8 protein-coding genes are annotated in these 14,101 nt (G+C 53.6%); 5 read left to right on the forward strand and 3 right to left on the reverse strand.

Translation table 11 applies throughout. The annotated features are described in order from the left end of the window. Positions 1 to 156 precede the first annotated feature (156 nt). The gene (locus NTX59_12750) at positions 157 to 1,413 is read left to right on the forward strand and encodes a glycosyltransferase family 2 protein (GenBank protein ID MCX5786544.1); all 1,257 of its coding nucleotides are present in this window, start codon (positions 157 to 159) and stop codon (positions 1,411 to 1,413) included. Positions 1,414 to 1,443: 30 nt separating this feature from the next. Next, entirely contained in the window at positions 1,444 to 2,016 is a 573-nt protein-coding gene (locus tag NTX59_12755) for a zinc ribbon domain-containing protein (protein ID MCX5786545.1), read from the forward strand. Between the two features lie 74 nt (positions 2,017 to 2,090). On the opposite strand, the gene NTX59_12760 is transcribed toward NTX59_12755, so the two are convergent. Further along, complete coding sequence (locus NTX59_12760; GenBank protein ID MCX5786546.1) at positions 2,091 to 3,473, reverse strand: HEAT repeat domain-containing protein; 1,383 nt, start codon at positions 3,471 to 3,473, stop codon at positions 2,091 to 2,093. Between the two features lie 240 nt (positions 3,474 to 3,713). Between NTX59_12760 and NTX59_12765 the strand changes: the two genes are divergently transcribed. Then, positions 3,714 to 7,508, forward strand: coding sequence for a response regulator (locus tag NTX59_12765; GenBank protein MCX5786547.1), 3,795 nt, complete (start codon positions 3,714 to 3,716; stop codon positions 7,506 to 7,508). Between the two features lie 222 nt (positions 7,509 to 7,730). Here NTX59_12765 and NTX59_12770 read toward each other — a convergent pair whose 3' ends face one another. Beyond that, complete coding sequence (locus NTX59_12770) at positions 7,731 to 8,177, reverse strand: hypothetical protein (protein ID MCX5786548.1); 447 nt, start codon at positions 8,175 to 8,177, stop codon at positions 7,731 to 7,733. Position 8,178: 1 nt separating this feature from the next. Next, positions 8,179 to 9,642, reverse strand: a complete 1,464-nt coding sequence (locus tag NTX59_12775) for a hypothetical protein (GenBank protein ID MCX5786549.1) — start codon at positions 9,640 to 9,642, stop codon at positions 8,179 to 8,181. A gap of 264 nt (positions 9,643 to 9,906) precedes the next feature. Here NTX59_12775 and NTX59_12780 point away from each other — a divergent pair, with 264 nt between their 5' ends. After that, positions 9,907 to 12,024: a DUF3857 domain-containing protein gene (locus tag NTX59_12780; GenBank protein ID MCX5786550.1), complete on the forward strand. Its 2,118-nt coding sequence runs from the start codon at positions 9,907 to 9,909 to the stop codon at positions 12,022 to 12,024. A gap of 19 nt (positions 12,025 to 12,043) precedes the next feature. Next, positions 12,044 to 14,101 (forward strand): DUF3857 domain-containing protein, encoded by a 2,058-nt coding sequence (locus NTX59_12785; GenBank protein ID MCX5786551.1) that lies wholly within the window; start codon positions 12,044 to 12,046, stop codon positions 14,099 to 14,101.

The following is a 14,101-nucleotide window of genomic DNA, read 5'->3' on the forward strand; positions in this document are numbered from 1 at the left end:
TATCATTCGTTTTCCGCCGAGAGGAGCCCCCCCTTTTCTTAGCCTGAACGCCTGACCCGAAAACAGTAATGGATATTTCTGCGGCGCCGCAGCTGGATTTTTCCGGTTTTATGATATAATGGCCGTGTAGCGCGCGGAGCTGTAAGCGGATCGACTATGTGGCAGACATACCTTTCTTTTAGTTCAAATTCGGCACAAATCCTGTTTTTTTTGATCGGCATTTTTTACTTGCTTCTGAGTTTCCGCGGCTTCTTCAGGCTTCCCAGTCCCCCCCGCGCGGCTAAAAAACTCCGTTTCGCGCTTATCCTGCCCGCCTACAACGAAGAAAAAGTAATTAAATTTTCGGTGGAGAGTCTTCTTAAAATAAACTATCCCCGGGAGCTGTTTGACGTGTTCGTGGTTACCGACCACTGCACGGACGCCACGGGAGAGATAGCCAAAGGGCTGGGCGCCCGTATTCTGGACCACTCCGGCCCCGACAGAAGGCCGGGCAAGGGCCGCGCGCTCAAGTGGGCGGTATCCGAGATATTGAAGGCCGGGCAATATGACGGTTTCTGCTACTTTGACGCCGATTCGCTGGCGCATCCTGATTTTCTCAACGTGATGAACGACCACCTTTCCATGGGGGAAGAGGCCGTGCAGGGCCGGCAGCTTACCAAAAACGAGGATTGCTGGCTGTCCAGGATCCTTTCCTCCAGCCAGATATTGATGAACAGGCTTTTGCAGCTTCCAAAATACAGGAGCGGCCTGTCCGCGACACTGCACGGCAAGGGCATGTGTTTTTCAAAACGCCTCACTGAGGAATTTGCCTGGGACGAGACCTGTCTTACTGAAGACATTGAAATGCAGATGCGGCTTATAAGGCACGGGGTGCGCATAACCTGGGCGGAGGGCGCCGTGGTTTATAACGAGGAGCCTGTCGCCATCAGGCAGTACCTGAAAAGAAATATCCGCTGGACACGGGGCTCAATGGATGTCGCCAAGCGGCATTTTAACGGCTTGTGTCTGAGGATGCTGAAAAAAAGGGATTTCAAGGCCTTTGAAGGAGTGCTTTACTGCGGAGGCGTTTACAAGCTGGTCGTGCTGATAATTGTTACCGGAACCCTCCTGCTCCTTACCCGCCATCCTTTCGTTTTTTATTTTTGGCTTTACCACAAACTGCCCGGCGCCGCTGCCGGCGCTAAAGCCATGGCAATGCTGCCCCTGATCCTTTACCCGGTCCCGGCGTTGGCGATGGAGAGGGCTAATTTCAATTTATTCGCGGGTTATTTCCTTACGCCGGTGCTGAGCGTTTTACGGCTGCCTGTTATTCTGGGCGGGCTGCTTCGCCGCGACGCGGTATGGGGAAGAACCGAGCACTCAAGCCAGGTGGCCATAACGGACCTGGTGCAAGAGCCGCAGCGCGTTTTTTAAATTTTCTTTCCGCTCCTTGCAATCAAATATATGACGCTTAATGAATGGAAGCCTAAGCTGATTCCGCCGGGGATGTTGCTCGTCTGCTACTTTGTGGCGCCGGGCCTTGTGGAAGGGTTTATGGGGACAAATGACGCTATTTCCGGCCGCTTTACCTTTTCATTGATCGTTAAGGCGGGGCTCGGAATTGTGCTTGTTTACAAACTTTTCAGCCTGAAGCCGCCGCTAAACGGAGAGCTGACGGCCTGGCTGGCCAAATTCTCCCAGCCGCCGGCAAAGACGCAGGAACTTTCAGAAAAAATTTCTCTGGCGGCTATTTTGATATCGATCCTCATAATTGTCGGGCCGCTGGCCGGGGAAATAATCACCAACAGCCAATTGCTGACACTTATCAAGATAACCGCGCTTGTGTATGCCGGTTACATGGCCTACAATATCTGGAAACTTGCGGAACCGTTCATGGCCTACGTTCCCGCCGCCGCTCCGCCGGAAATCCCCCCCGCGCCGCCCGTCACCGAACGCCGGTGCGTGAAGTGCGGACAACGGATAGACGCTTCCATGAAATTCTGCGCGTTCTGCGGACATACCACAGCGGGAAGTTAAGGTCAAAAAAAATCGAGCACAAATAAAAACGCCCCGCTGAACGGGGCGTTTTTTATTTTACAGGGGAATCGTTTTTAGTTAGCGGCCTCAGGCTGTATGTCCGCGCTCACGTTAGCGGGCTGCACGGCCTTTATGCCGAAGGCGCCGGTAAGCGCTTCAAAGTTCCGCTTTATTATGGTCCGGTCAGGAGCTTTAATGACCTTCGGCGGCAGAACTAAAGCTCTGTTATCCTGTATTATTACTTCCCTGGGTGGAAGGTTGGGCCTTGTAGAATCGAACTGTTCCCAGGGGGTAAGCGGCCAGCCCAGGCCGGATTCATAAGAGTTGTCGGTGGGGTTAAGGCCGGCCTTTTCGTAAAGGTACTCGGTATAGCCCACGCAGTCGAATTCGACGGGGCCCTTCTGCGATAAGTGCGTGTTGTCGTACTTTAGGCCCATTTTGCCCATGGCAAGGCCCATTTTTACTATCGAGTCCCGCTGCGCGGCGGTGGGCTTGGGCGAAGTCGTCCGGTTGCCGTAGTAAGGATACTTGAACTGATGGGTGAAATTCTTCCAGGAGTAAATATTGCGCACGCCGCCGGGCACTGCGCTGTTGAGGACACAGTCCATTATTATCACGTTTATCCTGCCGTTCTTCACTTCGGCGCCGGCAAAGATACCGGTGTGGCCTACGGGCAGGTCGCCGTTGCCCCAGCTGCCTATCGTGCCTACCTTTCCGCCGGTATATATGAGGTCCGCTTTTTCTATTCCGGCGTACTTTGACGGGGCAAGACTGGCTATGGAAGTATTCCAGCCGATTTCCGCAAGCATTTCAAAGGCCGTCGCGCGCACCGCTTCCGATTCGTTCGCGGAGGCCGCAATAGCCTCGATATAGGGACCGGCTGTCGTATTTTTCTTCAGCTTGCCCATGCTGATTATAAGGTTCATTCTTATTACATCGTCGGATCCGGCGTAAAATTTGGAGAGTTTGGCCATCAGCACAGGGTCGCCAATTTCGCCCAGAGACCAGATAGAGTCAATAGCCTTAAGGCGGTCCTTTATGTTGTTCTCGTAGGGACCCATGTTCCTGGCCGAGGCCTGGTAGCGTTCTATGTTGGCGAGGAGCGCGGCGGCCGCCAATTCGTTTTTTGACTCGCCCGCTGCGCGTATGGCGCAGGACCTTACCGAGGAGTCGGGATCGCTCAGCAAGCCGACCAGCTCTCTTGAAACGGACTCATTCCTGCTGGGTACCAGCGCTTCTATGGCCGCGCAGCGGGAATCTGAATCTTTGTCGGTCCTTAAAGCTGCGGTAAGAAGGGCTGCGGCTTCGCGGTCGCTTGCGGCCACGGCTTTTATTTCGGCTGACTTTGAGGGGCTCCTGAGCGCAGGAAGAAGGTCTTTACCGCCGCCGGCGTAGCAGGATACGCTAAAAGATAAAAGTACCGCGATAATCGGGATGTTCTTAAAAGTCAGTTTCATTGCTCCCTTCGTGGTTTGTGCCACATCGATAGTTTAGCACAAAGGGAGAAGACGGCAAGGTTCCAAAGTGCCAAGCGGGCGAAGGCAAAGTGACCAGGCCTTTATAGGCCTTTAGGGCAAGGCTTTTATGGCTTTATGCTGACAAGTTTTGAGATGGTAAAGAACGCTTGTTTTTATGTTTCTTAATTGTTACACTCTAATCAAATCAAGGAAGAAGCATAGAAAGCGTTGGGGTTCTTAATGACTATAAGTAAAAGTCCATTTATAAAAAAAATAACCGCGCTGTTCTCTTTTGACGGCAGTTTTTTCGGTAAAGAGGCGGGCGCTTTGCTGCTTACGCTGGCGGCGGCGCTGGGGATATGGTTTTTTGTCGCCGCCAGTTACCGCCGGGATGCGACCACGGAGATAAGCAAAAGTTTTATAACCATAAACTCTTACAAGGCCGCGCAGATCGCCGCCTGGCGCGCGGGAAATATCCGGGAGGCCGCAGAGTTCAGCCGCAACCCCATCTTAGGCGGAATAGTTTCAGATGAAATATCAAACCCCGGTTCAAGGCGCGAACAGTTGAACGCCTGGTTTAAGGCGCACTTGACGCAAAAACAGTACGCCTCGCTGGCTTTCCTGTCGCCAAAGGGTGCCGTCATAACGGCAACCCCCAGTTACGCCGCCGGGACTGAAAAACACTTTATAAAGGGTATCGCGAATGTTTCACACACCGGAACGGTGCTGCTTACCGACCTTTATCTGAACCCTAACGGCCGCCCGCGCATGACGCTAATCATCCCTATATCCGCCGAAGGGCGCGGCGGGAAAACCTTGTGCGTGCTGGCTGTAAATATAGACCCGGAAATTGAATTTTATCCCCTGCTGAAAGCGGCGCCGCTGTTCTTTAAAACCGCTGAAACCATGCTGATCCGGAAAGAAGGGGAAAACGCCCTTTACTTAAACGAGCTCGACTACAGCAAGGGCTCGGCCCTGAAGTTAAAGTTCCCGCTTTCAGACACGGATTTGCCGATAGCGAAAGCCCTTAAAGAAGGCTATTCTGGTTTTTTTGAGGGCGTAGATTACCGGAGCGTAAAAGTTTTCAGCGCCGTAAGCCCTGTTGAAAACTCGAACTGGGCGGTTATAACCAAGATCGACCAGGACACAATGCTTGCCCCTGTCAATGCCAGGGAATACCTGGCGCTGAAACTTATCCTGATGGCGGCGGGCCTGCTTTACGGCGTGTTTTACCTTATTCTCCGCTACAGGGAACAGGCCGGACAGAAAATAATACTTGAGAGCGAACGCCGCCTGTCGTCCACCCTGCGCTCGATCGGCGACGGGGTTATCTCCACGGACGCCGCGGGCCTGGTCACGAATCTCAATCGCGTGGCCGAACATCTGACCGGCTGGACCACGGCTTCGGCAATGGGCCGCCCCGTAGAAGAGGTTTTCCGCGTCGTTCACGCCAAGACCCGCGTTGCGGCGGACAACCCGGTGGAGCGGGCTCTGCGCGAGAACGTCATAGTGGCGCTGGCCGAGCACAGCATGCTCATCAGCCGGAACGGCGCGCAATACCGGATCGCCGACAGCTGCGCGCCCATCCAGGACGCAGCCGGCGTCGTTATCGGCGCTGTGCTGGTATTCCGCGATGTGACCGAAGAGCATCTCCGGCGCGAGCAGTTGCGCGCGAGCGAGGAACGGTTTCAATCTATCATCAACGCCTCTCCCGACGCCATTGTGACCACGGATCTTGAGAGCCGCATCCTGATGGTTTCGCCAGGGACCGTGACCATGTTCGGCCGCGAAAGGGAAGAGGAATTGCTGGGTCATTTGTTCACAGATTTCATCGTCCCCGAGGACAGGGAACGCGCGGCCGCAAATGTTGCCCTTACGCTTCAAGGCAAAAAACCGGGCCCGATTGACTACCGTGTGCTGCGCGCGGACGGAAGCGTTTTCGACATGGAGGCGAATGTTGAAATTATCCGGGACGCGGAGGGGCAACCAGCCCAGACGGTATCCATTGCCCGCGACATTACCGAGCGCAAGCGTGTGGAGGAGAAACTCCTGGAGACCAACCGCCGGCTCGAAGAGTCCACAAAGCGGGCCAATGACATGTCCGCCAAAGCCGAGAAGGCCAACGCCGCCAAGAGCGAGTTTCTGGCCAACATGAGCCATGAGATCCGCACGCCCATGAATTCCATTATAGGCTGGTCGGAAATTCTGCTGGACAGCCGCCTGGACGAATATCAAAAGCGGCAGCTGCATACCATACAGCGTTCAGCCGACGCCCTGCTTTACATAATAAACGACGTACTGGACATCTCCAAGATAGAGGCGGGCCTGCTTAAAACAGAGAAGGAGCCGTATGACCCGAGAGAGGTGGCCGAAAGCGTGGCGGAAATGTTCGCCCAGCGCTCCGCCGTCAAGGGGCTGGAGCTGGTTTTGAATGTTTCCCCGGATATGCCGGCCGCCGTTCTCGGCGACGGGAACCGCCTGCGCCAGATATTGATAAACCTGGTGGGCAACGCCTTCAAGTTCACCTTCACGGGCCAGATAAAGATAAGCGCCGAGTTCATGAATGGCGGGGCCTCCGGCGGGCTGGTGTTCTCGGTGGCTGACACCGGCGTAGGCATCTCCGCGGAGAACCAGAAAAAACTTTTCAACAAGTTTATCCAGGTGGAAGATTCCAGCACGCGCAGGTACGGAGGCACGGGACTTGGCCTGGCTATTTCAAAGGCGCTTGTGGAAATGATGGGCGGGGAGATGTCCCTTGAGAGCGCTGAGGGGAAGGGATCCGTCTTCAGTTTCCGGCTGCCCTACGAGAAGGCGCCGGCGGGCCCCAGGCGGCCTGACCATGTATCCTTCTCCGGCATGCGCGCGCTGCTGGTGGACGACAACACGGACAGTCTGGAAATACTGGTCCAAAATATGTCGCTTTGGGGCTTCAGCACGGTTTCGGCCAGGAGCGTCGCCGAAGCCCTTGAAGCCCTTAAAAGCGCGGGGAAATTCGACCTGCTGGTTGTGGATCACCAGATGCCGGGCGGGAACGGCGATCAGTTTATAGCCGAGGCCTATGGCAGCGGCTCGTCGGGGAAGGCTAAAATAATGATGCTCTCCTCCAGGGTGGATACCATTCCTGAAAGCGTGAAGCCGGCGGTGGCCGTTTTCCTTTCAAAGCCAATAATCCGCTCCGTCCTTTTTAACGCGATCCTCAAGGTTTTCCGGCCGGCCATTCCCCAAGAAGATTCGGCAGGCGCGGCGGCGCCTCAACGCGACTATTCACACCTGCGCATACTGGTGGTTGAGGATGACGTGGATACGCAGAACCTGGCCCGGGTAATGCTGGGAAGGGCCGGCTATAAGCTGGATGTAGCGGCCAATGGCCGGGAGGCGCTTAAAAAATGCGCCGCCTTTAACTATGACCTGGTTTTCATGGACATACAAATGCCGGAAATGGACGGCCATGAGGCCGCTTTCCAGCTGCGCAAGACCGAGGCCTACAGGACGACTCCTATCATTGCTCTTACGGCGTACAGCCGGGAGAGCGATATTACGAAATCGCTTTCCTTCGGCATGAACGCCCATATAACCAAGCCGCTGAAGAAAAATGTGCTTTATGAGGCGCTTGAGAGGTGGCTGGATACCAGGCGCAAAGTCCTGGTTGTCGACGATAACCCTGACAATCTGGCGCTGATGGAGCTGTACCTCAAGGCGGAAACCGGGCTGCGCCTTTACCGGGCACTGGACGGAAAAGAGGCCCTGGAAATGATGGGGCAGAATATTTTTTCGCTGGTGCTGATGGACATAGAAATGCCCGTGATGGACGGCCTGACCGCGGTAAGGGAACTCCGGAAGACGGCAGCCGGAAAAACGGTGCCGGTGGTGGCCTTTAGCGCGCATGACGACCCCTTGAAAATCAAGGAATGCCTGGATGCGGGCTACACGGATTACCTTCTTAAACCGGTAAAAAAAGCCGGTCTCCTGGAAAAAATACAAAAATACACAAATATTTACAAACTCGCCGCGGCAACCGATAAAGAAAACCTTTAAAGTGCCAAAGTGCCTAGGAGCCTGTCCGACATAAGGCTTTCATGGCGAAATTGCTGATTTTGAAGCCGAGCCGAAGCGACGCGAAACGAGGGGAAACCGCAATGCGGTGTCCCCTCAGGTGTTGGGAAGAGGTATTCTCGACGGAGACTGTAAGTTGAGCGGCGCAAAGGCGCAGGCCAAAAGCGGCAATTGCAGCCGAAATTGCCTATGTCGGACAGGCTCCTAGATCAGCTTCACTTTATAGCCCGACGCTTCCAGCTCGGTTTTGACAAAAATTTTGTGGTCACCCTGCAGTTCCAGAACGCCCAGTTTCAGCGTTCCCCCCACCCCGAGGCGCTTCCTGAACTTTTTTAAAAGTTCTTCCTTTCCGGCCGGGTGCATGGGCAGTTTTTCAACCAAAGTAAGCCCGCTGCCCTTGCCGACCCTGCGGAAAGATATCCGCACCGGCTCGGTCTGCGTCCTTTTTTTCGGCGCGCCGGCAAGTCCCGCCCTTTTGTTGGTTCGCATACCATCGTCCATATGCACAGTTTCGTCAACAACCGGCTGTTTTTTGTTCCAAAAGAGCGGGGCAAGCCCCTCAGGGCACTCGCAGGGGGATTTACGGCAGTCAGGGCAAGTCACTTTGCCGTCGGGCCCGCTGGAATAAACCAGGCGTTCATCGTTCAGCATATTATTTAATGAGTTCCGGATTAATGGTCATCACGTAATATATCCCGTTGATATTCGCGATCGTGTCCCTGATAAACTCCGTCATGGCGTCGGGCCTGCTGTCGGCTTCGCGCAGGTCTTTTACTTCACGCGCCAGCGCCAGCCGCAAGGATTCCTGCGGCGATTTATAAAGGCTTATCCCGCCGAACACGTTCCAGTGGCGGCTTTTATCGGAACCGTCCTCCTTGTTGCCCGGAAGCAGAAAATTCTCAAGCGCCACCGAAGTGGGCAGTTTGGTTCTTGGAATGGTTTTAACCCAGGCGAACGGAATGCGTATGGCCTCGTCAATAAGGCCTACCGCGGCCAGCTTGTCGCCGCCTTTTATTTCCAGCGCCTCCCGAAAAAGGAGTATCATCGGCAGGTTATGGTTTTCAAGAGGGATATCGCTCAGTTTTTTAGTGGTCCTCGCCGCAGCGCGGAGATAACGCCGGTCATACTGCGCGAAAAGCAGAAAACGGAGGAAATCCTTCCTGGTCGCCGTGGATTTGTAATACTGCCATTTCGCGCGCTCAACGTAATTTTCAAGCTTCAGGAAATCCCTCGGCGCGGCGATATTGGCCAGGTCAATCTCAAAACCCATATCATCCATGGCGTATTTCTGAATTATCTTTAATACGTCGCCGGGGCGGCCTTTCTTCGCGAGGTAATCCCTGTAGTACGCGGACTCAAGCAGCCCCTTAAGATGGTCGCGGAAATACAGCAATTTCGCGATAAACACGGGCTGCCCCTTCGCGGTAAGAGTTTCAGCGTCCTCGGTCAAACCCGTCAATTCCAGCAAAAGCCCGTAGAGTTCGCCCTTTTTCCACAAGTCCGTGCAGCGCGCTATTTTTCCGTCCGAATATTTTTTTTCCGTTTCAGTAAGCCCGGCCTCTCTTTTGGCATAGGCAAGCGAGAACCTTATGCCCTCGCTGTAAATTTCACGGCGAAGCGCCGCTTCATAGGCGCCGCCCCGTGAAAGCCGTACCGAACCGAGGAATTTCAGGGGAGAGTCTTTTTCGGCCGGATGTTCCAGGGCGATAAGCGGACGCTGGATATATTCCGTTTCAGGTAGATACCGGAAGAATTCCCTTGGATACGGAAATATTTTTCCCGCTTTGGAAAGTTCCTCGAACGCCTTATAGGGATCGCCGCTTTTGTAGAGCGCGGTAAGGTAAAAGATGTCCTCATCATCGAGCAAACCGTTATGGTTAACATCCGTCATGTAGGACATAAGCGGCACTTTGCTGAACGGGTCAGCCGCCACTTCGGCGAGCAGGGAGGCGTCTTCTTTATCCCAGCGGTTGTCAAAATTCAGGTCCCCCAGCATCAACAGGCGGGAGTGCATGTTTATGCGGTTAACCGGCAGAGTAAAGTAGCCGGCCGCCAGAAGAACGGCGGCAAAAACCAGGAAAAGCCCCGATAGCTTAAACGCCTTTAATGTTTTCATACTCCCCCCTTTCTCGTGTCGGAAACCGGGTACGTTCCATTCCGCCTCCGCGTCAACCGGCGGCGCCTGTTCCGCGCGAAAGAAAGCAGACGCCGGCACCCGTGAAATAGCGGCTGTCACCGGATAAACCGGCCTTAGCCGCCTGTACTTAAGGTTGTTCATATATATTATCAATTTATATAAAGGGCCCGCTGTCTTTCCTCTCCCGGGTATTATATAATGGATTTATTATTATTAAGGCGCCTGAAGCGCCATGGAGGCCACATGAGATTTGCAGCCGTCATTAGCGTTCTCTTTATACTGCCGCCGGTATGCCGCGCGGAGGTTTTAACGCTCCGTTCCGGGCAGGAGAGCACGGGCACGGTAACAACCGTGGACGCCGACTCCGTCACGCTTGAAGACGGCAAAGTGCTGCCGCGCGAAACGGTTTCAGTGATACAGTTCGGCCCGGCCAAAGCGGAACAGAAAGCGGCCGCCGGCACCGCCCAGCCCTCCGAGCAGGATCAAAAGGCCGCGGCCGAGGCTTTTGCCATGGCGCGCGAATTCGGCAAAAAATATTCCGGCATGAACGGCCTTATATTGCTTGACAAGGGCGGCTATAACCTGAATGCCGACGGCACCTGGACTTTAAGAACCCGGGAGATACGGCAGATATTAAAGGAAAGCCTTAAACAGAGCTGGGGCCAGATAATCCGCTGTTCCGAGGAAGGCAGGGAACGGGCGAAAATAATCAAAGCCAATGTCTATACCGCGGACGGCGGGATATACACCCTGGATCCCGCCCGGATAAAAACTTCAAAGCCGCAGAGTTCAAGCGGCGACTTTTTTATTTCAGGCTCTGTCTGCACCCAGTACGCCATGGAAAATGTGCAGGTGGACTCTATAGTGGACTATGAGATAGAAGAAGAAACCTATAACCCGTTCAGGAAAGACTTCTTTTTTCCCGAGTGGGGCTTTCAGGACAGCGAAGGCCCGGTAAAAGTTTCCGAAGTCAGCGTTACCCTGCCAAAAGGCCAGGACTTTTATTACTCGACGCGCAACTTCGCGGACAAGAAGGCGGCGAAGCCTGAAATAACGCAGTCGGTTTCCGCCAAAACCTACGCCTGGCGCCTAGAGAACGTCCCGGCGCTTCCCAGCGAGCCCATGATGCCCGCCTACGAGAATGTGGCCCCTTACCTGCGAGGTTCGCTTTTCAAGGACTGGGACAGGATATTGGACTGGACCATAGGGCTTTACAATGAACGCACCAAACCCTCCACCGAACTTAAAGAATTCACGCTGAACCTGATAAAGGACTGCAAGACCGACGAGGAAAAAGCGCGGGTAATTTATCATTATGTGCAGAAGGAGATACGCTATATCGCGGTCAAGGTGGGCGTGGCGTCCGGCTGGGGCGGCTATGACGCAAACCTTACCTGGAAGCGCCGCTACGGCTGCTGCGTTGATAAATCGCTGCTGCTCACCACCATGCTCGGAGTGGCGGGCATAAAGGCCTCTCCCATACTTATAAACACCAACGACCAGCAGGACATTGATTTTTCAATTCCCCAACTGGGTTTTGACCACTCCATAACCGTGGCCGAAATAGGCGGCAGGCATATGTTTTTGGACTCCACCGGTTACGATTACCGCTACCCGGAAATAGCCAGTTTTGATTACGGAGTGCATGTGCTTAATATATTCGCTAAAAAGATAGACCTGGTTCCGGTGCCGGAACCGCGCGATAACGGCAGTTTTTACAACTTTAACATAGCCGTGTCCTCTGACGGCAAAGCCCTCGTCTCCGAAAATATGAATTACAGCGGCTCGCGCGAAGGCGAAATACGCGGCTACTACCGCTCCATAAAAGAAGAGGAACAAAAACGCGCCTTCCAGCAGATGGCCAAGGAAGTAAACCCCGCGGCCGAGCTGGTCGGTTATAAGGTGAACAACGCCGAGAACATAAACGAGCCCTTCACCCTGGAGACAAAATACTCAATAGCTGATTATGCCAAGCGGGCCGGCGACATACTGATATTCAACCTGCCGGATTTTGAGATAGAGGCCTACCGCATAAAAGAAATATCGCAGGCCGAGCGCACTTTCCCCATAGAATACATGGCTTCCATGGGCCGCTATTACACTTACCATATTTCTCTGCCGGAGAATTACGAAGTGATCTCCCTGCCGGAAAAAGCCGCGCTGTCGGGCAGTTACGGCTCTTTCACTTCGCAATGCGCTCAGGAGGTAAAAGGCGGGGTTACCTGCACCGCCTCCTGGGAACGCGGAGAGCGCATTGTAAAGCCGGCTGATTACGCGGCCTACAAGGCTTTCCTTGAAACCGCCGCAAGCCGCACGAAGAACCAGCTGTTTTTCAAAGACCTCAGCGTGAAGATACACTAAAGGGAAAATCACAAAAATTATGAAAAAACTATTTGTTTTTTTACTTTTGCTCTCAACCGCGCCCCGCGTCATGGCTGATATTCTCTATCTCAACAAAGGCGATGAGATAAACGGCGCCATAACGAAACTGGACGCGTCCGGCGTTTCCATAAACGCCGCGGGCAAAATCGCGGTTTATCCGAAACAAGACATACTTAAAATTCAGTTCGTAAAGGAATACGCCGGAGGCAAGGCTGACCCGCTGGCTGACGAAACCATGAAAGAATTGCTTTCAAATCCGCCGCAGCCCGACGCCTACCCTAACGACGGCTATATCAACTTGCTGACGGACATGCGCGTTGAAATAAACAAGGACAAAAGCTACAGCGTAACAATGCGGAGCCAGCGCGCTATACTGCGGGAACGGGGCAAAAGCCCCGCCTCATTCGAGGTGATAAATTACCTGCCGGAGCTGGAAAAACCTGAAATAGAGTACGCCTACAGCGTAACTTATTCCTCGCTTACCTGGTTGAACGACATTTCGGTCATGGAGGGTTCGGCTTTCGTAAGCTACCCATCCTACGACAGGGCAAAAACCATGAAATTCGCCATCCCGAACGTCCAGACCGGCTCGATCCTGGATTTTTCCTATAAGATAGAAACCCGGTACGATCCGCAATATCCTTTTTTCAGCGAAAACGCCTTCCGTTTTTTTGAACCCTCAAAACTTTACCGCCTTACGGTTACCGTGCCGGCGGGCCTGAAGCTGGTTTATAAAGAGTTTAATATGCCGGAGACCAGGGTATTCTCGGAGAAAGACCTGGCGGACGGGACTTCCTACGCCTGGGAGATGCGCGATGTGCCCTCTTATAAGGAAGAACCCGACATGCCCCCTTTCTTTCGCCACGCGCCGCAGGTAAGGCTTTCGCTGGAGGACAGCTGGCAGTCCCTGCGCGGCAGATTTGAGCCGCTTTTAAAAGAAAAAATGGTTATCACGCCTGAAATAGCCGCAAAAACAAAAGAACTTATCGAAGGCAAAACTTCCGATCTGGAAAAAATAGAGGCGCTCTATAACTGGGTCGCCAGAGAGATAAAACACCAGCCTGTGGGGATGAATTTATACAGCTACATCCCGAAAAACACCGGCGAAATATTCAGCGCCAAAGCCGGCAACACTCTGGATAAGCCCTTCCTGCTCTACGCAATGCTCACCGCGGCAGGTTTCAAGCCGGATTTCGCCTACATAAAGACCAAAGACTCCCTGTTTGACAAGGACCATCCGAATATAAAACAGTTCGACATGGCGGAAACTCTTGTGGAAGCGGGCTCTAAAACGCTTTTTCTCTGCCCGGTCGGAGACACGTACCGTTTCAACGAACTGCCCGGCTACCTTCAGGAAGCCAGCGGCTTAAGGCTGCTTGGCGCGAACAGGCCGCTGCTTTTTGCCAACCCGCTTTTTGACCCGGCTCTTGAAGGAACGGAGGAGAACAACGCTTTTACTCTGGATAAAGACGGCAATTTAAAAGGAACCCTCAGCGCCCGCTTTACCGGCAATGCCCAGGCCGCCTGGCGCGAACTGAAAGATTATAAAAAGGACGATCTGGACAAATCCATGGAGCAATACGCCCACAACCTGCATCCGCAGGCCGTCCTTGAAAAATACACCCTTGAAAATCTCTCCGATCTTTCGAAAGACATTAATTACGCCATGTCCGTCAGTATAAAAAACTACGCCATGAAGGCAGGCAAGTACATGATCCTTAAAATACCGGGGCTTAATTACTCCGCCGCCGACACAGGCCAGACCGAGCGGGAACTGCCTCTGTTCTGGTACTCGCGCTCGCGCAGCGCCGGAAAAATTTCCATCAAACTGCCGGAAGGCTTCGCGGTTTATTACACCCCGGAAAACATCAGCCTGGACGCGGCGGGCCAGAAATATTCGGCGGATTATAGCGCTGAAAAACAGACCCTGACTTTTTCCGAGGAACTGCTGCGCGAAGGCACGGAAATACCGGCGGCGGACTACTCTAAATACAAGGAATTCAAGGAAGCCCTGGCCCAATTTTCGGAAAACTGGATAGTGCTGAAAGCGAAATAA

It is taken from the genome of Elusimicrobiota bacterium, assembly GCA_026388155.1.
GTDB lineage: Bacteria > Elusimicrobiota > Elusimicrobia > Elusimicrobiales > UBA9959 > UBA9634.

What these genes read in the sequence shown, in the direction of transcription:
- NTX59_12750 (MCX5786544.1), top strand. Translation starts at nt 157, where the DNA reads ATGTGGCAGACATACCTTTCTTTTAGTTCAAATTCGGCACAAATCCTG.
- NTX59_12755 (MCX5786545.1), top strand. Translation starts at nt 1,444, where the DNA reads ATGACGCTTAATGAATGGAAGCCTAAGCTGATTCCGCCGGGGATGTTG.
- NTX59_12760 (MCX5786546.1), bottom strand. Translation starts at nt 3,473, where the DNA reads ATGAAACTGACTTTTAAGAACATCCCGATTATCGCGGTACTTTTATCT.
- NTX59_12765 (MCX5786547.1), top strand. Translation starts at nt 3,714, where the DNA reads ATGACTATAAGTAAAAGTCCATTTATAAAAAAAATAACCGCGCTGTTC.
- NTX59_12770 (MCX5786548.1), bottom strand. Translation starts at nt 8,177, where the DNA reads ATGCTGAACGATGAACGCCTGGTTTATTCCAGCGGGCCCGACGGCAAA.
- NTX59_12775 (MCX5786549.1), bottom strand. Translation starts at nt 9,642, where the DNA reads ATGAAAACATTAAAGGCGTTTAAGCTATCGGGGCTTTTCCTGGTTTTT.
- NTX59_12780 (MCX5786550.1), top strand. Translation starts at nt 9,907, where the DNA reads ATGAGATTTGCAGCCGTCATTAGCGTTCTCTTTATACTGCCGCCGGTA.
- NTX59_12785 (MCX5786551.1), top strand. Translation starts at nt 12,044, where the DNA reads ATGAAAAAACTATTTGTTTTTTTACTTTTGCTCTCAACCGCGCCCCGC.